18 protein-coding genes are annotated in these 19,163 nt (G+C 71.3%); 11 read left to right on the forward strand and 7 right to left on the reverse strand.

Annotated features, from left to right (window positions below; all coding sequences use genetic code 11):
* Positions 1 to 17 precede the first annotated feature (17 nt).
* Entirely contained in the window at positions 18 to 758 is a 741-nt protein-coding gene (locus tag QCZ28_RS04930; protein ID WP_279515418.1) for a class I SAM-dependent methyltransferase, read from the reverse strand.
* An 89-nt stretch (positions 759 to 847) separates the two neighbouring features.
* Here QCZ28_RS04930 and lysS point away from each other — a divergent pair, with 89 nt between their 5' ends.
* The 3 genes from lysS (at position 848) to QCZ28_RS04945 (ending at position 5,941) form a co-directional block, all read left to right on the forward strand.
* On the forward strand, positions 848 to 2,356 hold the full coding sequence (gene lysS / locus QCZ28_RS04935) for a lysine--tRNA ligase (protein WP_030327934.1): 1,509 nt from the start codon (positions 848 to 850) through the stop codon (positions 2,354 to 2,356).
* 113 nt (positions 2,357 to 2,469) lie between these two features.
* The gene (locus QCZ28_RS04940) at positions 2,470 to 2,814 is read left to right on the forward strand and encodes an Lsr2 family protein (RefSeq protein ID WP_081883668.1); all 345 of its coding nucleotides are present in this window, start codon (positions 2,470 to 2,472) and stop codon (positions 2,812 to 2,814) included.
* Positions 2,815 to 3,397: 583 nt separating this feature from the next.
* A complete protein-coding gene (locus tag QCZ28_RS04945; protein ID WP_030327930.1) occupies positions 3,398 to 5,941 on the forward strand; it encodes an ATP-dependent Clp protease ATP-binding subunit in 2,544 nt (847 codons plus the stop codon).
* A 266-nt stretch (positions 5,942 to 6,207) separates the two neighbouring features.
* On the opposite strand, the gene QCZ28_RS04950 is transcribed toward QCZ28_RS04945, so the two are convergent.
* Complete coding sequence (locus QCZ28_RS04950; RefSeq protein ID WP_279515419.1) at positions 6,208 to 7,119, reverse strand: A/G-specific adenine glycosylase; 912 nt, start codon at positions 7,117 to 7,119, stop codon at positions 6,208 to 6,210.
* Positions 7,120 to 7,215: 96 nt separating this feature from the next.
* On the opposite strand from QCZ28_RS04950, the gene QCZ28_RS04955 reads away from it, so the two are divergent.
* The 3 genes from QCZ28_RS04955 (at position 7,216) to QCZ28_RS04965 (ending at position 9,132) form a co-directional block, all read left to right on the forward strand.
* Positions 7,216 to 7,728: an ACT domain-containing protein gene (locus tag QCZ28_RS04955; protein WP_279515420.1), complete on the forward strand. Its 513-nt coding sequence runs from the start codon at positions 7,216 to 7,218 to the stop codon at positions 7,726 to 7,728.
* 14 nt (positions 7,729 to 7,742) lie between these two features.
* Positions 7,743 to 8,309 carry a peptide deformylase gene (locus QCZ28_RS04960; protein ID WP_279515575.1) on the forward strand — a complete coding sequence of 189 codons (567 nt, stop codon included), beginning with the start codon at positions 7,743 to 7,745 and terminating at the stop codon, positions 8,307 to 8,309.
* Between the two features lie 106 nt (positions 8,310 to 8,415).
* Positions 8,416 to 9,132: a hypothetical protein gene (locus QCZ28_RS04965; protein ID WP_279515421.1), complete on the forward strand. Its 717-nt coding sequence runs from the start codon at positions 8,416 to 8,418 to the stop codon at positions 9,130 to 9,132.
* Between the two features lie 6 nt (positions 9,133 to 9,138).
* Here the strand turns inward: QCZ28_RS04965 and disA are convergent, their stop codons facing one another.
* The 4 genes from disA to QCZ28_RS04985 form a co-directional block, all read right to left on the reverse strand.
* Complete coding sequence (gene disA / locus QCZ28_RS04970; protein WP_030327921.1) at positions 9,139 to 10,323, reverse strand: DNA integrity scanning diadenylate cyclase DisA; 1,185 nt, start codon at positions 10,321 to 10,323, stop codon at positions 9,139 to 9,141.
* 131 nt (positions 10,324 to 10,454) lie between these two features.
* The gene (radA, locus tag QCZ28_RS04975; protein WP_279515422.1) at positions 10,455 to 11,912 is read right to left on the reverse strand and encodes a DNA repair protein RadA; all 1,458 of its coding nucleotides are present in this window, start codon (positions 11,910 to 11,912) and stop codon (positions 10,455 to 10,457) included.
* A gap of 85 nt (positions 11,913 to 11,997) precedes the next feature.
* Positions 11,998 to 12,765: a hypothetical protein gene (locus QCZ28_RS04980; protein ID WP_279515423.1), complete on the reverse strand. Its 768-nt coding sequence runs from the start codon at positions 12,763 to 12,765 to the stop codon at positions 11,998 to 12,000.
* 140 nt (positions 12,766 to 12,905) lie between these two features.
* Entirely contained in the window at positions 12,906 to 13,745 is an 840-nt protein-coding gene (locus tag QCZ28_RS04985; RefSeq protein WP_279515424.1) for a UbiA family prenyltransferase, read from the reverse strand.
* 46 nt (positions 13,746 to 13,791) lie between these two features.
* Between QCZ28_RS04985 and QCZ28_RS04990 the strand changes: the two genes are divergently transcribed.
* The 4 genes from QCZ28_RS04990 to QCZ28_RS05005 all read left to right on the forward strand — a co-directional run bounded on the left by QCZ28_RS04990 (position 13,792) and on the right by QCZ28_RS05005 (position 17,599).
* Complete coding sequence (locus tag QCZ28_RS04990; RefSeq protein ID WP_279515425.1) at positions 13,792 to 14,565, forward strand: methyltransferase domain-containing protein; 774 nt, start codon at positions 13,792 to 13,794, stop codon at positions 14,563 to 14,565.
* Between the two features lie 41 nt (positions 14,566 to 14,606).
* The gene (locus tag QCZ28_RS04995; protein WP_279515426.1) at positions 14,607 to 15,773 is read left to right on the forward strand and encodes an acyl-CoA/acyl-ACP dehydrogenase; all 1,167 of its coding nucleotides are present in this window, start codon (positions 14,607 to 14,609) and stop codon (positions 15,771 to 15,773) included.
* Between the two features lie 94 nt (positions 15,774 to 15,867).
* Positions 15,868 to 16,917: a type III polyketide synthase gene (locus QCZ28_RS05000; protein ID WP_279515427.1), complete on the forward strand. Its 1,050-nt coding sequence runs from the start codon at positions 15,868 to 15,870 to the stop codon at positions 16,915 to 16,917.
* 64 nt (positions 16,918 to 16,981) lie between these two features.
* Complete coding sequence (locus tag QCZ28_RS05005) at positions 16,982 to 17,599, forward strand: hypothetical protein (RefSeq protein ID WP_279515428.1); 618 nt, start codon at positions 16,982 to 16,984, stop codon at positions 17,597 to 17,599.
* Positions 17,600 to 17,608: 9 nt separating this feature from the next.
* On the opposite strand, the gene QCZ28_RS05010 is transcribed toward QCZ28_RS05005, so the two are convergent.
* The gene (locus QCZ28_RS05010; protein WP_279515429.1) at positions 17,609 to 18,301 is read right to left on the reverse strand and encodes a hypothetical protein; all 693 of its coding nucleotides are present in this window, start codon (positions 18,299 to 18,301) and stop codon (positions 17,609 to 17,611) included.
* Positions 18,302 to 18,629: 328 nt separating this feature from the next.
* Here QCZ28_RS05010 and QCZ28_RS05015 point away from each other — a divergent pair, with 328 nt between their 5' ends.
* Positions 18,630 to 19,115, forward strand: a complete 486-nt coding sequence (locus QCZ28_RS05015; RefSeq protein ID WP_007073334.1) for a CarD family transcriptional regulator — start codon at positions 18,630 to 18,632, stop codon at positions 19,113 to 19,115.
* Positions 19,116 to 19,163: the final 48 nt, after the last annotated feature.

Here is a 19,163-nt window from a genome sequence, read left to right on the forward strand (position 1 = left end):
CGGCCGTCGGGTGGGCCTCAGCGGCGTCGGGCGCGAAGCACCAGCGTCCGGTACGGCAGCTCGATGGTGTCCCGGCCAGCGAGGGCGGGGTGGGTGTTCAGGAGTTCGGTCAGTTCCCGCTCGACCCGCCGTTGATCGTCAGCGGTGGCGGTGAGCCAGTACGAACGGGTGCGGACCACGCCGCGCAGCTCGTCCGGCGTGAGCGTGCTGTGGTGCCGGAACTCGCGCCGCTCGATGGGGTCGAAGGCGGGGCCGAAGTCGGGGTGGTCGTTGCCCCCCAGGCTGGCTGAGTTGTCGCCGAAGTGGGCGATACGACCCAGCTCGGCCACCCAGTCGACGCTGTCGTCCCGGATGTTCCACATGGGGGCGAAGGTGCCACCGCCACGGAGCACCCGTGCGATCTCGGCGTGCGCGGGCTCCCGGTCGAACCAGTGGTACGCCGTGCCCACCAGCACCGCGTCCGCGGCCGAGTCGGGCAGCGGCAGGGCCTCGGCGGTGCCCGCCAGCGCCGTCGTGCCCGGGGTGCTGACGGCGAGTTGCGCCCGCATCCCCGGATCGGGCTCGACCGGTACGACCTGGTGGCCCAGGGCCAGCGCGGCGCGGGTCAGGATGCCGGTGCCGGCCGCGAGATCCACCACCTGGCCCGCCCGCAGCCCGCCGAGGGCCCAGCGGACCGCAGCTTCGGGATAACGTGGCCGAAAGCGGTCATAGTCACTCGCTGCGACGCCGAAGGACAGGGCGTGAGTGTGATCCGCCATGACGGGCAGGTTATCCGGTAACAGCCACCTGAGCGCTTGAGTACGCTCGGGCCTGACCCCCCGTAGTCATCGTGACGAGGAAGCGTGCCGTGAGCGAGCAGAACCCCGTGCCAGTGGACCCCGCCGACGACCTTCCCGAGCAGATGAAGGTCCGCCGGGAGAAGCGGGACCGGATGCTCGCCGAGGGTGTCGAGCCCTACCCGGTCGGCTTCCCCCGCACCACCACCCTGGCGCAGGTCCGGGCGGCCTACGCCGACCTGCCGACCGACACCGCGACCGGCGACCAGGTCGCTGTCACCGGCCGGGTGATCTTCGTACGCAACACCGGCAAGCTCTGCTTCGCGACCCTGCGGGACGGCGACGGCACCGAGTTGCAGGCGATGCTCTCGCTGGACCGGGTCGGGCCGGAGCGGCTGGAGGCGTGGAAGCGCCTGGTCGACCTCGGCGACCACGTCGGCGTCACCGGTGAGGTGATCACCAGCCGCCGGGGTGAGCTGTCGGTGTTGGCCCAGCACTGGGAGATGACGGCGAAGGCGCTGCGACCGTTGCCGGTGGCCCACAAGCCGCTGTCCGAGGAGGCGCGCGTCCGGCAGCGTTACGTCGACCTGATTGTCCGGCCGCAGGCACGGGAGATGGTGCGTACCCGGGCCGCCGCCGTACGCAGTCTGCGCGATTCACTGCACGGGCAGGGCTTCATCGAGGTGGAAACGCCGATGTTGCAACTGCTGCATGGCGGCGCGACGGCTCGACCGTTCGTGACCCACAGCAATGCGTTGAACACCGATCTGTATCTGCGAATCGCTCCCGAACTGTTTCTCAAGCGCGCTGTGGTCGGCGGCGTCGACCGCGTCTTCGAGATCAACCGCAACTTCCGTAATGAGGGTGTCGACTCTTCGCACTCGCCGGAGTTCGCGATGCTGGAGACGTACCAGGCGTACGGCGACTACGACACGATCGGCGAGTTGACCCGTAATCTCGTGCAACAGGCGGCGATCGCGGTGAGCGGCTCGACGGTGGTGACCCACGCCGACGGTCGAGAGTTCGACCTGGGCGGCGAGTGGCGGTCCGTGACGTTGTTCGGTGTGCTTTCCGAAGCGCTGGGCGAGGAGGTCACCGTCCGCACCGAACGCTCCCGCCTGGTGGAGTACGCGGACAAGGTCGGATTGGCCGTGGACCCGAAGTGGGGCCCGGGCAAGCTGGCCGAGGAGTTGTTCGAGGAGCTCGTCGTTCCCGGCCTGGAGGCGCCCACCTTCGTCCGGGACTACCCGGAGGAGACCAGCCCGCTCACCCGGGGCCACCGCAGCGAGCCGGGGTTGGCCGAGAAGTGGGACCTCTACGTGCTCGGCTTCGAGTTGGGCACCGGGTACTCCGAGCTGGTCGACCCGATCGTGCAGCGGGAGCGGCTGGTCGCCCAGGCGCAGTTGGCCGCCCGTGGCGACGACGAGGCGATGCGTCTCGATGAGGACTTTCTTCGGGCGATGGAGTATGGAATGCCGCCGGCCGGCGGTATGGGAATGGGAATCGACCGGCTGTTGATGGCGCTGACCGGCCTCGGAATTCGGGAAACGATCCTCTTCCCCTTGGTCCGCCAGGAGTAGTCCCGGCCGGAGCTCACGGCGGGCCGTAACGGGGTCCTATTGACGCGACGAGCGGCGCGGGGGTTATTGTGCTCTAGTTAGCAGGAGCGCCCTGCTCGAAAGGAATGTGGGACGTGGCCAAGCAGATCATTCACAAGCTGGTCGATGACCTGGACGGCGGGGACGCGGACGAGACCGTCAAGTTCGCCCTCGACGGCGTTCAGTACGAGATCGACCTGTCGAGCGCCAACGCCGCGAAATTGCGTGATGCATTTGCCGCGTACGTTGGCGCCGGCACCAAGGTCGGCCGTGGTGGTGTCGTGATCGGTGGGCGGGCCGCCCGCGGTCGCGGTGGCGCGACCGCGGATCGGGAACAGAACAAGGCGATCCGGGAGTGGGCCAAGAAGGCCGGCAAGGACATCTCGGACCGGGGTCGTATCCCCCAGGAGATCGTGGACGAGTTCCACGCGAAGCGCTGACCCGTCAGCAGCGTGGTGGCCAGCCGCCACCGCAGGCGACACCGACGCCGGGCCGGAGGAGTTCTCCGGGCCGGCGTCGCCGTATCCGGGATATGGCGTGGTGTGCCCGTTCGGGGTGAGTTGGCCGTTTCGCCGCTGGCGTCGCGGTGGCCGCTCGGTGCGGCGTCGTCGGGTCCGGTCCGGGCCGGGAAGCAATCCGGGCCGACCGTCGTTGTCCACAACCAGTGGATCAGCTGTCCACAACCTGTGGACAACCTCCCCACGGCCCGGCGCGACGCTTGTCGCGACCGCCGGTCCGGCCGCCCGGAGCCTCCGGGAGCGCTTCCGGACCCCGGATCGGGCTTCGGTGGCGCCAGTCGGATTTCGCTCTGCGCGTAGCGACAGGGCTACCGGAACACCTCCTGAGCGCGGACGGTTGTTCAAAACGACGTGGAACTGACCCAGACCGGAGACACACGACCTCAGCTGAGTCGGTCAGCGACGATAGAGTAAGGAGGCACGGACGCCCGTCCTGGACGTTCGTGCACCGGCCCCGCCAAGATCTTGACCATCAAGGCGCACGGCACGTGAGGAGCACGAGGGCATGTTCGAGCGGTTCACCGACCGAGCGCGACGGGTTGTCGTCCTGGCCCAAGAAGAGGCCCGGATGCTCAACCACAACTACATCGGTACGGAACACATCCTGCTGGGCCTGATCCACGAAGGTGAAGGCGTCGCGGCTAAGGCCCTGGAGAGCCTCGGCATCTCCCTGGAGGGCGTCCGCCAGCAGGTCGAGGAGATCATCGGCCAGGGCCAGCAGGCGCCGAGCGGGCACATCCCGTTCACGCCGCGGGCGAAGAAGGTGCTGGAGCTGTCGCTGCGCGAGGCGCTGCAGCTCGGCCACAACTACATCGGCACTGAGCACATCCTGCTCGGGCTGATCCGTGAGGGCGAGGGCGTCGCCGCCCAGGTGCTGGTCAAGCTCGGCGCCGACCTCAACCGGGTCCGCCAGCAGGTGATCCAGCTGCTCTCCGGCTACCAGGGCAAGGAGCCCGCCGCGGCGGGCGCCGCGCCGGGTGAGGCCGCGCCGTCGACCAGCCTCGTGCTGGACCAGTTCGGCCGCAACCTGACCCAGGCCGCCCGCGAGGGCAAGCTCGACCCGGTCATCGGGCGCGAGAAGGAAATCGAGCGGGTCATGCAGGTGCTCTCCCGCCGTACCAAGAACAACCCGGTCCTGATCGGTGAGCCCGGCGTCGGTAAGACCGCCGTGGTGGAGGGGCTGTCCCAGAAGATCATCAAGGGCGAGGTGCCCGAGACCCTCAAGGACAAGCAGCTCTACACGCTCGACCTCGGTGCGCTGGTCGCCGGTTCCCGCTACCGCGGTGACTTCGAGGAGCGTCTCAAGAAGGTGCTCAAGGAGATCCGCACCCGCGGCGACATCATCCTCTTCATCGACGAGATCCACACCCTGGTCGGTGCGGGTGCCGCCGAGGGCGCCATCGACGCCGCCAGCATCCTCAAGCCGATGCTGGCCCGTGGTGAGCTCCAGACCATCGGTGCCACCACCCTCGACGAGTACCGCAAGCACCTGGAGAAGGACGCCGCTCTCGAGCGCCGGTTCCAGCCGATCCAGGTGGGTGAGCCGTCGCTGGCCCACACCATCGAGATCCTCAAGGGTCTGCGCGACCGGTACGAGGCCCACCACCGGGTGAGCATCACCGACGCGGCGCTCGTGGCCGCCGCGACCCTGGCCGACCGGTACATCTCCGACCGCTTCCTGCCGGACAAGGCGATCGACCTGATCGACGAGGCCGGTGCCCGGATGCGGATCCGCCGGATGACCGCGCCGCCAGACCTGCGTGACTTCGACGAGCGCATCGCCCAGGTGCGTCGCGACAAGGAGTCCGCGATCGACGCGCAGGACTTCGAGCGCGCCGCCCAGCTGCGCGACAAGGAGAAGCAGCTGCTCGGCCAGAAGGCTCAGCGGGAGAAGGAGTGGAAGGCCGGTGACCTGGACGTCGTCAGCGAGGTTGACGACGAGCAGATCGCCGAGGTGCTCGGCAACTGGACCGGCATCCCGGTCTACAAGTTGACCGAGGAGGAGACCTCGCGCCTGCTGCGCATGGAGGACGAGCTGCACAAGCGCGTCATCGGCCAGGAGGACGCGGTCAAGGCGGTCTCGAAGGCGATCCGGCGTACCCGGGCCGGCCTGAAGGACCCGAAGCGCCCGTCGGGCTCGTTCATCTTCGCCGGCCCGTCCGGTGTCGGTAAGACCGAGCTGTCCAAGGCGCTCGCCGAGTTCCTCTTCGGCAGCGAGGACGCCCTCATCCAGCTGGACATGTCCGAGTTCCACGACCGTTACACGGTCTCCCGGCTCGTGGGTGCCCCTCCCGGCTACGTCGGTTACGACGAGGGCGGGCAGCTGACCGAGAAGGTGCGGCGTCGGCCGTTCTCGGTGGTCCTCTTCGACGAGATCGAGAAGGCCCACCCGGACGTGTTCAACACGCTCCTGCAGATCCTCGAAGACGGTCGGCTCACCGACGGTCAGGGTCGGATCGTGGACTTCAAGAACACGGTCATCATCCTGACCACCAACCTGGGCACCCGAGACGTCGCCAAGGCGGTGTCGCTGGGCTTCCAGCAGTCGGAGGACTCCGAGTCCAACTACGACCGGATGAAGCAGAAGGTCAACGACGAGCTCAAGCAGCACTTCCGGCCTGAGTTCCTCAACCGGATCGACGACACCATCGTCTTCCACCAGCTGCGTCAGACCGAGATCCTCTCGATCGTGGACATCATGATCCAGCGGATCGAGGGCCAGCTGCGGAACAAGGACATGGGTCTGGAGCTGACCGACAACGCCAAGAAGTACCTGGCCGCGAAGGGCTTCGACCCGGTGCTCGGTGCCCGTCCGCTGCGTCGCACGATCCAGCGCGACATCGAGGACAACCTCTCCGAGCGGATCCTGTTCAACGAGCTGACCCCCGGTCAGATCGTGGTGGTCGACTGCGAGGGTGACCCGGACGACATCGACAAGTCCAAGCTCGTCTTCCGGGGCTCGGACAAGCCGGTCGAGGTTCCGGACGCCGTCCCGGCCGATCTCGGTGGCACTGCCGCTGGCACCGCCGCCGCAGGCGTGGACGAGTAGCACAACCGGCAAGGGGCGGGGCCCCGGTGGCGCGAGCCACCGGGGCCCCGCCGTTCGTGCGTAACCCGCACAGACAACAGCCGCCGCCCCGCAGCCGCCCGGCCGACCACCCTCCAGGACCGCCCGACCCGTCGCACCCGCCCGCTCGGCGGTGGCCTCGCCCGGTGGAGCGCTTCCGCCCGCAGGATCGCACAACATCCAGGATGCAGTGGCATCAGGCGCGGCGGATGCCACTGCATCCTGGATCGAGCGCGAACTTGGACGGGTCAGGCCGTGAGGTCGGCGGTTGGCAGGGAGGGGCCGTCACCGACCAGGCGGAAGGAGTCGGTGCCGGCGGGCTCGACCAGCCCGTCCTGCACCAGGCCGGCGAGGGCGCGGGCACGCTGCACGTCGTCGGTCCAGACCTGGTCCAGCCGCTGGTGCGGGACCGGCCCGGTGCTGTCCCGCAACACGCCGAGCAGCAGGCCGCGTACCTGTCGGTCGGTGCCCGCGTACCGCTGGGGTCGACGGGTCGGCCCCACCGGTGCCTCCTGACCGGACGCCCGCCAGGCGCAGGTCGACTCGACGGGGCAGGCCGTGCAGCGTGGCGACCGGGCGGTGCAGATCACCGCTCCCAGTTCCATGAACGCGGCACTGGCCAGCGCTGCCGCTGCCGGTTCCAGTGGGAGCAGTTCTTCGGTGGCGACCAGGTCGGCGGGTCGGGTGACCGGCCCGGCGTCCGGTTCACCGGCCACCGCACGGCACACGACCCGGCGTACGTTGGTGTCGACCACCGGGTGCCGCTGCCCGTACGCGAAGGCGGCCACCGCCCGCGCGGTGTAGGTGCCGACGCCGGGCAGTGCCAGCAGGTGCTCCAGCCGGTCCGGCACCTGGCCGGCGTGCCGGTCGACGATCGCTACCGCGCATTCGCGTAGCCGCACCGCCCGACGGGGGTAGCCGAGGCGTCCCCACATCCGGATCGCCTCGGCGGGGGTGTCCGCCGCCAGCGCGGCCGGCTCCGGCCAGCGTGCCAGCCACGCCTGCCAGGCCGGCACCACCCGCACGACTGGTGTCTGCTGAAGCATGACCTCGCTGACCAGGATGGCCCACGGGGTGGCACCGGGCTCGCGCCACGGCAGGTCCCGGGCGTGCTGCTGGAACCATCGGCTGACCACTGTGGCGAAGTCGGGTTGAGTCATGGCGTCGTCGATGATGTCACGCCCGGCGTTCCCGTTGGGTGGGCGGCTCGGGCGGGGTGCCACGTCGTCGTCCGGCGGACGGGGGAGAATGCCCGGATGAACGAGCTCGCGATCACCGTCATCGGTCGGGACCGGCCGGGCATCGTGGCCGACGTCGCGGAGGTGCTGGCCCGACTGGGCGCGAACCTCACCGACAGCACGATGACGCGGCTGCGGGGGCATTTCGCGATGACCCTCATCTGCACCGGCCCGACCGCCGCCGAGGTCGAGGCCGCACTGGCGTCGCTGACCGCCGAGGGTCAGCTGCTGGCGACGGTACGCGCGGTCACCCCGGACGGCGACGTGCCGCCGGCCGGTGAGCCGTACGTGATGGCGGTGCACGGTTCGGACCGGATGGGGATCGTCGCGGCGATGACCCGGGTGCTGGTGGACGCCGGGGGGAATGTCACCGACCTGAGCACCCGGTTGACCGGTGAGCTCTACGTGGTCCTGGCGGAGGTCGAGTTGCCGGCCGGGGTGGCGGACACTCTGGTCGACCGGCTGCACCGGACGGCTGTCGAGCTGGGCGTGGAGGTCACCCTCCGGCCGGCGGACCCGGATCTGCTGTGACGGGCGACGAACGCGTGCCGGACGTCGAGGCGTACACCGGTCTGGGTGACTGGACGCCGGACTCGCTGGCGGTGCCCGGCGTGGTGCGGCCGGTGGTGTCCGCCCCGCATGCGGTGTTGAGCCGGGCCTCGGACGAGGTCGATCCCACCGCCGCGGAGACGGTCCAGTTGGCGGCCGACCTGGTCGCCACGATGAAGGTCTCACCGGGCTGCGTCGGGCTGGCCGCACCGCAGGTCGGGGTGGGCGCTCGGGTCTTCGCTGTCGACGTGACCGGGCATCCGAAGGCGGTGACGGTGCACGGCACCTTCGTGCTGTGCAACGCGCGGGTGGTCGAGGCGACCCGGTGGAAGCCGGGCCGGGAGGGCTGCATGTCGGTGCCGGACCTGACCGGTGACGTGAAGCGGGCCAGCCGGCTGGTGGTGGAGGGTGACCTGCCGGGCAGTGGCGAGCCGGTCAGGTTGGTGACCGACGGCTTCGAGGCTCGGGCGTTGCAGCACGAGATCGACCACTGCGCGGGGCTGCTCTTCCTGGACCGGGTGGCCGGTGCGCACGCGATCTATCAGCGCAAGGTCTACCTGTGACCGGTGCGTCTACCGTCCTCGGTGGACGGTGGGGCATGCCCCTCGAATCGGTTCCGGCGCGTCGCGCCGCACTGCCGGGTACGGCGCGGCTACGGTGGAGGGCATCATGCGTCTGACGGTCGGCCCCCTGCCACCCGCCGTGTACTGGCGGCGTCGCGCCGTCGTACTCGGAGCGGGGTTTCTGTTCCTGATTGTCCTGCTCTACTCGTGCACCGGTTCGGATCGTTCCGGCGGTCAGAAGCCGACGGCGGGAGGCACCCCGTCGGCGACGTCCACCGCGACGTCTGATCCCGGCGGGCCGGTGCTGACACCGCAGACCGGATCTCCGTCACCGCCCGCGCCCGCTGATTCGGCTGCGACGACTCCGAGCCCGGCGATCACCAGCAACACCCCGCCGTTGGGCGCGGCGGCCGGTTCGCAGGACGACGGCACCTGCACCGACGGAGAGATCAGCGTCGTCGCGTCGGCGAGCCAGACCTCGGTGCAACGCGGCGCGGTGGTCGAGCTGCAACTGAAGATCAAGAACACGTCGGACCGGACGTGCAGTCGCAACGTCGGCGCCGACCTGCAGGAGATCTTCATCAAGTCCGGTGCCGAGAAGGTCTGGTCGTCGGACACCTGCGGCAAGGTCCAGGGCTCGGACCCGCAGTCCTTCACGCCGGGCTTCGTGCGCTCCTACGAGGTGCCGTGGAACGGGCGGGACACCAGCCGCTGCGACGGTGCGCTGGCCGGCGGGCCGTTCGCGCCGGTCGGGTCGTACCAGGTGTTCGCCCGGGTCGGCACGAAGCTCAGCGAGCCGGTGAAGCTGACCGTCACCGGCTGAGCCCGCTCAGACGTAGCGTTCCAGGATGGATGCCTCGGCGAGCCGGGACAGCCCTTCACGGACGCCACGGGCCCGGGCGTCGCCGACCCCTTCGACGGCTTGCAGGTCCTCCACCGTCGCGCCGAGCAGCCGTTGGAGGCTGCCGAAGTGCAGCACCAGGCGGTCGACCACTGCCACCGGGAGCCGGGGCACCTTGGCCAGCAGTCGGAAGCCGCGCGGACTGACCGCGGCGTCGAGCGCGTCGGACGCGGCCGGGTAGCCGATCGCCTTGGCGACCGACACCAGGTCGATCAGCTCGGTGGCACCGAGCAGGTCCAGCTCGACAAGAGCCTCGTCCAGGGTGCGGGACTTGCGGCCGACCGGGAGGTAGTCCCGGATGACCAAGGTCCGGTCGGCGTCCACGCCGGCCATCAGCTCGTCGAGTTGCAGGGCGAGCAGACGGCCGTCGGTGCCCAGCTCCACGACGTAGCCGGCGATCTCGTCGGCGATCCGGCGAACCATCTCCAGTCGCTGCACCACTGCCACCGCGTCGCGCACGGTGACCAGATCCTCGATCTCCAGGGCGGAGAGCGTGCCGGAGACCTCGTCCAGCCGGAGCTTGTAGCGCTCCAGGGTGGCGAGCGCCTGGTTGGCGCGGGAGAGGATGGCCGCCGAGTCGTCGAGCACGTGCCGTTGGCCGTTGACGTAGAGGCTGATGATCCGCATGGACTGGCTGACCGAGATGACCGGATAGCCGGTCTGGCGGGCCACCCGCTCGGCGGTGCGGTGCCGGGTGCCGGACTCTTCGGTCGGGATGGACGGGTCAGGCATCAGGTGCACGGCGGCCCGGACGATCCTGGTGCCGTCGCTGGAGAGCACAACGGCGCCGTCCATCTTGCACAGCTCGCGGACCCGGGTCGCGGAGAACTCCACGTCCAGCGGGAAACCACCGGTGCACAGGCCCTCGACCACCTTGTCGTAGCCGAGCACGATGAGCGCACCCGTGCGACCCCGCAGGATGCGCTCCAGACCGTCGCGCAGGGCGGTGCCCGGGGCCATCAGGGCGAGGTTGGCCCGCAGCGGATCTCCGGCGCTCCCGGCGGCCCCCGCAGTCACGCTCACGCTGATCGGGCGGGCGGGCGAGCCCACGGCGCCGGTGCGGGCCTGGGGCGGCGCTCCGGCTGGCTTGGTGGTATCGCGGTCGATCGGCACGGGCACAGTCTACGGACTGCCGTGCGGTGGGTGCTGTCGTGGTTACTGTGATGTGTCACGATGCCGCCCTCTCCGAGGTTTCCCGCTTACGACCCGCTGTCCGGTTTCGCCGCCCTCGTCGGCACGGTGGGTCACTCGGCGGACGCACGGGCCGCATGGTGCAGCGCCGAGCGGACGTCGGTGACCTCAGTCACCCGCATCTGCTCGGGCCCGGCGCCGGTGCTGGCCGGGCCGCAGCCGGGCGGCACCAGGGCCACCTTGAACCCCAGCCGGGCCGCCTCGGCCAGTCGGCGCGGCACCGCCCCGACCCGCCGCACCTCGCCGGTCAGCCCCACCTCACCGATCGCCACCAGGTGCGGCGCGATCGCCAGGTTGAGCCCGCCGGAGGCGACCGCCAGGGCCACCGCCAGGTCGGCGGCCGGCTCCACCACCCGGATCCCGCCCACGGTGGCGGCGAAAACCTCCCGGTCGTGCAGGGTCAGCCGCTCGGTGCGCCGTTGCAGCACCGCGAGCACCATCGCCAGTCGCGCCGAGTCGAGGCCGGAGACGGTGCGTCGGGGAGAGCCCGCCACCGTCGCGCCGATCAGCGCCTGCACCTCGGTGACCAGCGCCCGCCGCCCTTCCATGGCCACCGTCACGCAGGTGCCCGGGACCGGCTCGGCGTAGCGGGTCAGGAACAGCCCGGACGGGTCGGCCAGGCTGCTGATGCCGCCCTCGTGCATCTCGAAGCAGCCGACCTCGTCGGCCGCGCCGAACCTGTTCTTCACGCCGCGCACCAGGCGCAGCGACGAGTGCTTGTCGCCCTCGAAGTGCAGCACCACATCGACCAGGTGCTCAAGCACCCGAGGCCCGGCCACCTGGCCGTCCTTGGTGACGTGCCCGACCAGCACGGTGGCGATGCCCCGCTCCTTGGCGACCGACACCAGCGCCGCGGTGACCGCGCGGACCTGGGTCACCCCACCGGGCACCCCCTCGGTGCCGGTCGTCGAGATGGTCTGCACCGAGTCGAGCACCAACAGGCCCGGCTTGACCGCGTCGAGGTGCCCGAGCACCGAGGCCAGGTCGCTCTCCGCGGCGAGGTAGAGCTGATCGTGCAGGGTGCCCATCCGCTCGGCGCGCAGCCGCACCTGACTCACCGACTCTTCGCCACTGACCACCAGCGAGGGACTGCCGGCATTGACCGCCCACTGCTGTGCCACGTCGAGCAGGAGGGTCGACTTGCCCACGCCGGGCTCGCCGGCGAGCAACACCACGGCACCGGGGACCAGGCCGCCGCCGAGCACCCGGTCCAGCTCGCTGACCCCGGTGGGACGGGCGCGGGCCGGAGCGGCGCTGATGGTGGCGATCGGCCGGGCCGGCTCGGACGGCATCCGGGAGCTGACCACCCGACCGGAGACGGTCGGGCCGGTCACCGTGCTCTCGACCACCGCCCCCCACTCGCCGCACTCGGGGCAGCGCCCCACCCACTTGGGCGGCTGGTGCCCGCAGGCGTCGCACTGGTAGGCCGGACGCGGCTCGCGGGCGGCGGACCGAGCACGGGCGGCACCGGCCGTGCCGCCACGAGGAGGGGTCGATCGGGACGTGGTCACATCAGGACGCTAGCCCCCGCGTACGACGAAAACACCCCGGCGTGGTGGTCACCACGCCGGGGTGTTCGTCGATGTGCGCAACGGGTCACTCGTGGGTCGTGCCGCCCTCGTTGCCCTCGTAGCCGCCCTCGCGCTCGATGATCGGCGACGGAGGGGCCGCCGGGGTGAGCGGCACGGCGACCGGCGCCTGGCCGGTGACCGTGTTGCCGTTACCGAAGTCGAAGGTCACCACGACGTTCTGACCGGAGCGCAGCGCCTCGGTCAGGCCGATCAGCCGGAGCTGCGAGGTGGCCTCGGAGTTGAACTGGATGTAGCTCAACGGCGCCAGCTCGATCCGGGCCGGCTGGCCCGGGGCGGCCGGGCTGGCCGAACCGGACGCCCGCGCCGACTCCGGGGCGGACGGGGTGGCCGAGGACGACCCGGTCTCGGACGGCGTCGCCGACGGGCTCGGCGAACCCGAGGTGGAGTTCGACGGGCTGGCCGAACCGGACGGCGACGGGCTCTCCGAGGCGGACGGCGACGGGCTCGCCGAGCCGCCGCTGATCACGACCTCGCGGGCGCTCTCGGTGGTGACGGTGACCGTCACCGTCTCCTTGGAGTCGTTGTAGATCACGGCGCCGAGGCCGGCGTCCTGCCCGGCCCGGTAACCCTCGGTGCCCGGGTAGTCCACCAGCAGGCCCCGCACCGAGAAGGAACCGTTGTCGGTCGTGAGGTTGACGCCCTGGACCGACGGCTCCTTCAACGCGGTCTCGGCGATCTGACCGGCGCCGCATCCCGAAGCCAGCAGGCTGGCCGCCGCAATCCCGGACAGCAACAGGGCCGCCCGCCGGGATCCCCTGATCGAGCGCGTCACGTCGGTCCTCCTCGTCACAATCCCCACCCGGGCCGTACGCCGGGCACGGTGGCCATACCCGCGCAGACCGCGCTCCAGGGTAGTTGGGGCTGATCGAGGCCCGCACGCGGACCCGGCAATGCCACCTGGCCGGGTGGCGTTCAGACCACCCGACCGCTCGCCACCAGCAGAACCACGTCGATGAGGGCGACCAGCATGACCGCCCGGAAGGCCGCCACCGGCCGCCGGCCGGCCCGGCTCGCCGAGCGTCCGGCGTACCAGCTCAGCGGCGGCACCACGGCGGCCGTGCCGACTGCCGCCCAGCCGATCGCCGACGGCGGCCCGGGTGGTCCGAGGACCAGGGCCGCGGTCGCCGCGAGCAGGAGACCCGCAGCGGCCACCCGGCTGCCGGCGGCGCCCAACCGGTGGGGCAGGCCGCGCACGCCGGTGCGGGCGTCGTCGGCCAGGTCGGGCAGCACGTTGGCGAAGTGCGCCCCGGCGCCCAGACAGGCCGCCGCCGCCACCAGCCAGACGGGCGGGGTCGGCTGACCGGGCAGTGCCAGCACCACGAAGGCGGGCAGCGCGCCGAACGACACGGCGTAGGGCAGCACCGAGAACGCGGTGGCCTTGAGCGGCCAGTCGTAGAGCAGGGCGGAGGCCAGGGCGAGGGTCAGCCAGAACGCCGCCGCCGGGTTCGTGGTCAGCGCCAGCAGCGGGCAGGCCGCCGCGGCCACCACGGCGGCCCAGGCCGTGACGCGCCGACCGACCGCGCCACTGGCGACCGGTTTGTCGGTACGCCCCACAGTGGCGTCCCGCTCGGCGTCCAGCGCGTCGTTGGTCCAGCCGACAGCGAGCTGGCTGGCCAGCACGGCGAGCACCACCGAGGCGATTCCGGTCGGCCGGTGGCCCACTCCCCACGCCAGCAGACCGGCCACCGTGGTCACCGCCGCGGCCGGTTCCGGATGGCTCGCTCTGACCAGCCCTAACACCCTCGACGACATAAGGGAAGTCTGGTCGTTACCGAGCAGTCGTGCCACGCTCGGTTCCATGCGAGACGTGGCTGCGGCCGGGGCGTCCACCGGGCCGAGGGTGCTGCCGCGAAACGATCCGCGTCAGTACGACGATCTGGCCGGTGAGTGGTGGCGGCCCGACGGCGCGTTCGCGATGCTGCACTGGTTGGCGGAGGCCCGGGCGGCGCTGGTGCCGCCCGCCACCCGTGCGGGCGCGCTGCTCGTCGATCTGGGTTGCGGTGCCGGCCTGCTCGCGCCGCACCTGGCCGGCAAGGGCTACCGCCATGTCGGGGTGGATCTGACCCGTTCGGCCCTCGTCCAGGCGGCCGAGCACGGGGTCAGCGTGATCCAGGGTGACGCCACCGCCGTTCCGCTGCCCGACGGCTGCGCCGACGTGGTCTCCGCCGGCGAGTTGCTGGAGCACGTGCCGGACTGGCCACGGGCGGTGGCCGAGGCGTGCCGGCTGTTGCGCCCGGGTGGCGTGCTGGTGCTGGACACCCTGAACGACACGGCGTTGGCCCGGCTCGTCGCGGTCCGGATCGCCGAGCGGCTGCCGACGGTGCCGCGCGGCATTCACGATCCTCGGTTGTTCGTGGACGCGCGGGCGCTGGTCGCCGAGTGCGCCCGACACGGTGTCGACCTGCGGCTGCGGGGCATCCGGCCGCAGGTCGGCGGGGTGCTCGCCTGGCTGCTGCGCCGCGCCCGCGCGGCCGGAACGCCCGGTGCGGTGCCCGCCGGCCGTGCGCCACGCATCGTGCCGACCCGCTCCACCGCCGTGCTCTACCAGGGCCGGGGAGTCCGCAAAGGATAGTCAGGCCGTGGCGGGGTATGGAACGCCGAGGAGGGGACGAGATGACGGTGCACGCGCTTGAGGCAGCTCGCCGGTTGGCACCACGGTTCGCCGCGCGCGCGGCCGAGCACGACCGGGACGGTTCCTTCCCTGTGGACGACTTCGCCGACCTGCGAGAGGCCGGCCTGTTCGGGCTGATGGTGCCCCGGGCTCTCGGCGGCCTGGGCGCCACCTTCGCCGAGTACGCCGCGGTGGCCACTGAGCTTGCCCGGGGCAACGGTGCGACCGCCCTGGTGTTCAACATGCACGCCTCGGTGACCGGTGCGCTCGGTGCGGTCACCGAGGAGTTGGCCGAGGCGCTGGGCGTACCGGACGAGGCGCTGGCCGCCCGCGACCGGCTGCTCAGCGCGGCCGCGCAGGGCTCCTGGTACGCGGTCGCGATGAGCGAGCGGGGCGCGGGGGCGCGGTTGTCCCAGCTGGGCACCTCGTACACGCCGGTCGACGGGGGCTGGCAGCTCAAGGGCAGCAAGACCTTCTGCTCCGGCGCCGGGCACGCGGACGGCTATCTGGTGGCGGCACGCAGCGCTGCCGACCAGTCGGTGGTGTCCCAGTTCCTGGTGCCGGCCGGCGACGGGCTGACCGTGGAGCCGACCTGGGACTCGCTCGGCATGCGCGCCACCTCCTCCCACGACCTGCACCTGGACGTCAGCGTGCCGGCCGACCGGCTGCTCGGTGGGGTGGAAGGGCTGGCGCTGGTGGTCGCCCAACTGATGCCGCACTGGCTGGTGGCCAGCTACGCGGCGGTCTACGTGGGGGTGGCCCGCGCGGCGATCGACGCGGCTGCCGAGCACCTCAACGCCCGCAACCTGGCCGGTCTGCCGGCGGTGCGGGCCCGGCTGGGTCGGGCGGACGCGGCAACGGCCGCCGCGCAGTTGGTGGTGGCCGAGGCGGCCCGCCGGGTGGACGAGGCGCCCGGTGACGAGGAGACCAACCGCTGGGTGTGGCGGGCGAAGCTGCTCGCCGGCACCACAGCCGCCGAGGTGGCGGCGTCGGTGTTGGAGGCCGCGGGCACCTCGGCGACCCGCCGTGGTCATCCGCTGGAGCGGCTCTACCGCGACGCCCGCTGCGGCTCACTACACCCGGCCACGTCGGACGTCTGCGCCGACTGGCTCGGCATCGCCGCGCTCGGCGGCGACCCGGACCGTGACGGATCGGCGCCGCGTTGGTGAGCCCGCGCCACCGGGCTCGTACGGAGGAACGACCAGCCGAGGTGGCTGGTGGGAAGGCCAGGGGGAGGACAGCATCTGACGAGAGGTGGGGATCGTGTCCGTACCAGTGATCGCGGGGCTCGGGACAGCGCAGCCGCCGTCCGCTTCACAGGACGAGTTGTGGGAGGGCTTCTTCTCCAAGCACTTCTCCGGCACCACCCGGTCGTTGGCCCAGCGAATCTTCGCCAACTCCGGGGTGACCCGTCGGCAGGCCGCGGTCAACCCGCTGCTGGAGGACGTTTCGGACTGGCCGACCGAGCGCCGGATGCGCCGCTACCAGGTGGAGGCGCTGCCGCTGGGCAAGGAGGCGGTGGGCCGGGCGTTGACAGCAGCCGGGCTGAGCGCCGGCGACATCGGGTTGTTCATCGTCTGCTCCTGCACCGGGTACGCCACTCCGGGGCTGGACATCCTGCTCGCCCGGGACCTGGGCATGGCCCCGGACACCCAGCGGATGGTCATCGGCCACATGGGTTGTTACGCGGCACTGCCGGGTCTCGGCGCGGCGAGTGACTTCGTCACCGCCCGGGGGCGTCCGGCGCTGCTGCTCTGCGCGGAGCTGACCAGCCTGCACATCCAGCCCTCCAGCGCCCGGGTGGACACCCAGCAGATCGTCTCCCACGCGCTCTTCTCGGACGCCGCGGTCGCCGCCGTGGTCGTGCCGGGCGGCCCGGGGTACGCGGTGCGCGAGGTCACCGCCGTCACCGACACCTCGACCGCCGATCACATGACCTGGGACGTCACCGACGCGGGGTTCCGGATGGGGTTGTCGCCGAAGGTGCCGCAGGTGCTGTCCAGGCACGTCCGTGGGCTGGTCGACGAGCTGTTGGCCCGGCACGGCATGACCAGCTCCGAGGTGGACGGTTGGGCGGTGCACCCGGGCGGGCCGCGGATCCTCAACGTGGTCGAGCGGGAGCTGGCGCTGCCCCCGCTGGGGCTGGCGGCGTCCCGGGCGACGCTCGACGAGCACGGCAACTGCTCGTCGCCGACGGTGCTGCTGATCCTGGACCGGTTGGGCCGGGCGACACCGGCGGCGCAGCGCATCGTCATGCTGGCCTTCGGCCCCGGCCTCACCCTGTACGCCGCCCTGCTCGATCGACAGGACTGAACCTCGTCGAGCCGACCGGTACGCTCGTGCTGTGGATGCGACGCCTGACGACCGGCTGCGCTCGGTGGTGCTGTTCGGTGCCGCGGCGGCCGTTCTGGTAGCAGGCGGCTGGTGGTGGCACTCTGCCGCGCCCTCGTCGACGGCAGGGACGGCTGTCCCTTCCGCGGCGGCGGTGCCATCGGTCGGGCCGAGCGTCGGCACCCCCCTGGAACGTCTCATCGTGGCTGAGGAGCCCGAGGGGCGTATCACGGCACGGATGGACCCCGACACCGGCGAGGTCACCCGGGTGGAAAGCCGTCCGTGGGCGGTGATCGACCCGGAGACGGGTTCGATCAGCGACATCGAGGGCGATCCCAGGGTGCTCTTTCCCTCGGGTGACCTGCCCCCGTTCAACGAGACCGTCTGGCGGGAGCAGCGGGAGCTCGCTCCCGGCCAGGAAGTGACTCGGCAGGCCGGCGACGACGGTGCCCGCTATCTGCTCCAGTACCGGTGCACCCGCCCCGGCACGATGGTGCTTACGAGCGACGAGGCCAAGATCAACGGTCAGCTGCGGATCGACTGCGACGGCGCGATCGCCAACGCCGAGGTGCTGCCCTTTGGCGGACCGTTCCGGTTGTCGCTGTCGGCGGGCGACCGGCCCATCGACATCCAGGCGCAGCTCGTCGCACTGCCCCCTCGCTGACCGGGTCGCTCAGGCGGCGAGGGCGCTCAGGTCGCTCCGGTACGACTCGACGGTGCCCAGGTCGGGTATCACCCGGGTGACCAGGCCGGCGCGGTCGACCAGCACGGCGGTCGCGGTGCCGGGGCGGGCCGGTTGACCCAGGAACGAGCGCAGCCCGCCGGCCGGGTCGGCCAGGACGTGCGCCTGCCGCTGGGTGGTCGGCCCGGCCGGGGCGCTGCGCCCTGCGGTGACGGTGATCACGGAGACGTCGGCGGGTGCTGCTGCCAGGGCCTCGGTGACCCGGTCCGGGCAGGGGCAACCGTCCAACAGGATGATCATGGCGGGTAGCAGGCCGCGCAGTGGCACTGGTGCGTCCTGGGCGTCGACCAGGTCCAGTGCGGGCAGCGCCTGCCCGGTCAGGCTGGCCGGTGGCGAGTAGGGGGTCGGGCTCGGGCGCTCGGTGCCGCGGTTGGCCCGGGGCCAGGTGACCACCAGCAGGCCGGCCAGCGTGGTGACGACCGCCACCAGCAGGACCAGCAGCGGCAGCCCCAGAGCCCGGGGACCACCGGGGAGGCGGCTGGCCCGACGGAGCTCACGGCGGACCTGGGCCGCCTCGGCGGCCAGCGCGGAGGCGTCGTCGGGGACCACCACCCGGCCCCATTCGGGAGGCAGGCCGGGCAGGCCGTCGGCTGGCCCGTTACCTTCTGCGTCCGGCTTGCCCATCGGACCTCCTGGAAGCGTCTCGAGAGCGGAGTGCGGCTCGGTCTCCAGGGTCGCGCACCGGGGGCTCCTCCCGCTACATCTGGGCGCGGTCCGGCTGGCCGGGCTACCATGGGAGGAGCGCATAGCCCTTGATCTCGACGTTCTGTTCACCCGTACCGGGCAGTCATTTGCGCGTTACGGAGCGTGTTCGAACCATCGGTTTGACCGCCTGTCAAGCTGAAGCAAGACCTCTCACAGGGCCCCTGAGCTGCGCCAACGGTCAGGACATCGGTGAGACATCGGTGCCTGAGCGTGTTACCCTAGACACAGCGAAAGGGGTTTCGAACCTATGGTTTTCAGTGTCGGCGAGACCGTTGTTTACCCCCACCACGGGGCCGCACTCATCGAGGCAATCGAGACTCGGGTCATCAAGGGCGAGCCTAAGCAATACCTCGTCCTGAGGGTCGCGCAGGGTGACCTGACGGTCCGGGTGCCGGCCGAGAACGCCGAGATCGTGGGCGTCCGTGAGGTGGTCGGCGAAGAGGGCCTCGGCAAGGTCTTCGACGTTCTGCGGGCTCCGCACACCGAGGAGCCGACCAACTGGTCGCGGCGTTACAAGGCCAATCTGGAAAAGCTGGCTTCCGGCAACCCGCTCAAGGTCGCCGAGGTCGTGCGTGACCTGTGGCGTCGGGAGCGGGAGCGGGGCCTCTCTGCGGGCGAGAAGCGGATGCTCGCCAAGGCCCGCGACATTCTCGTCGGCGAGGTCGCGCTGGCTGAGAAGAGCACCAAGGATGAGGCGGAGACGCTGCTCGACAAGGTCCTCACCGAGGCCTAGTCCGCACAGCATCGTCGTACCCACTTCGTAGTGAAGAAACCACCGAGG

This window comes from Micromonospora sp. DH14 (assembly GCF_029809455.1).
GTDB lineage: Bacteria > Actinomycetota > Actinomycetes > Mycobacteriales > Micromonosporaceae > Micromonospora > Micromonospora parva.

Bases quoted from the DNA above. Each gene is read 5' to 3' on its own strand.
- QCZ28_RS04990 (WP_279515425.1), top strand. From the start codon at position 13,792: ATGCGAGACGTGGCTGCGGCCGGGGCGTCCACCGGGCCGAGGGTGCTG.
- QCZ28_RS05010 (WP_279515429.1), bottom strand. From the start codon at position 18,301: ATGGGCAAGCCGGACGCAGAAGGTAACGGGCCAGCCGACGGCCTGCCC.
- QCZ28_RS04945 (WP_030327930.1), top strand. From the start codon at position 3,398: ATGTTCGAGCGGTTCACCGACCGAGCGCGACGGGTTGTCGTCCTGGCC.
- QCZ28_RS04985 (WP_279515424.1), bottom strand. From the start codon at position 13,745: ATGTCGTCGAGGGTGTTAGGGCTGGTCAGAGCGAGCCATCCGGAACCG.
- QCZ28_RS04955 (WP_279515420.1), top strand. From the start codon at position 7,216: ATGAACGAGCTCGCGATCACCGTCATCGGTCGGGACCGGCCGGGCATC.
- QCZ28_RS04965 (WP_279515421.1), top strand. From the start codon at position 8,416: ATGCGTCTGACGGTCGGCCCCCTGCCACCCGCCGTGTACTGGCGGCGT.
- QCZ28_RS04930 (WP_279515418.1), bottom strand. From the start codon at position 758: ATGGCGGATCACACTCACGCCCTGTCCTTCGGCGTCGCAGCGAGTGAC.
- QCZ28_RS04995 (WP_279515426.1), top strand. From the start codon at position 14,607: ATGACGGTGCACGCGCTTGAGGCAGCTCGCCGGTTGGCACCACGGTTC.
- QCZ28_RS04950 (WP_279515419.1), bottom strand. From the start codon at position 7,119: ATGACTCAACCCGACTTCGCCACAGTGGTCAGCCGATGGTTCCAGCAG.
- QCZ28_RS05015 (WP_007073334.1), top strand. From the start codon at position 18,630: ATGGTTTTCAGTGTCGGCGAGACCGTTGTTTACCCCCACCACGGGGCC.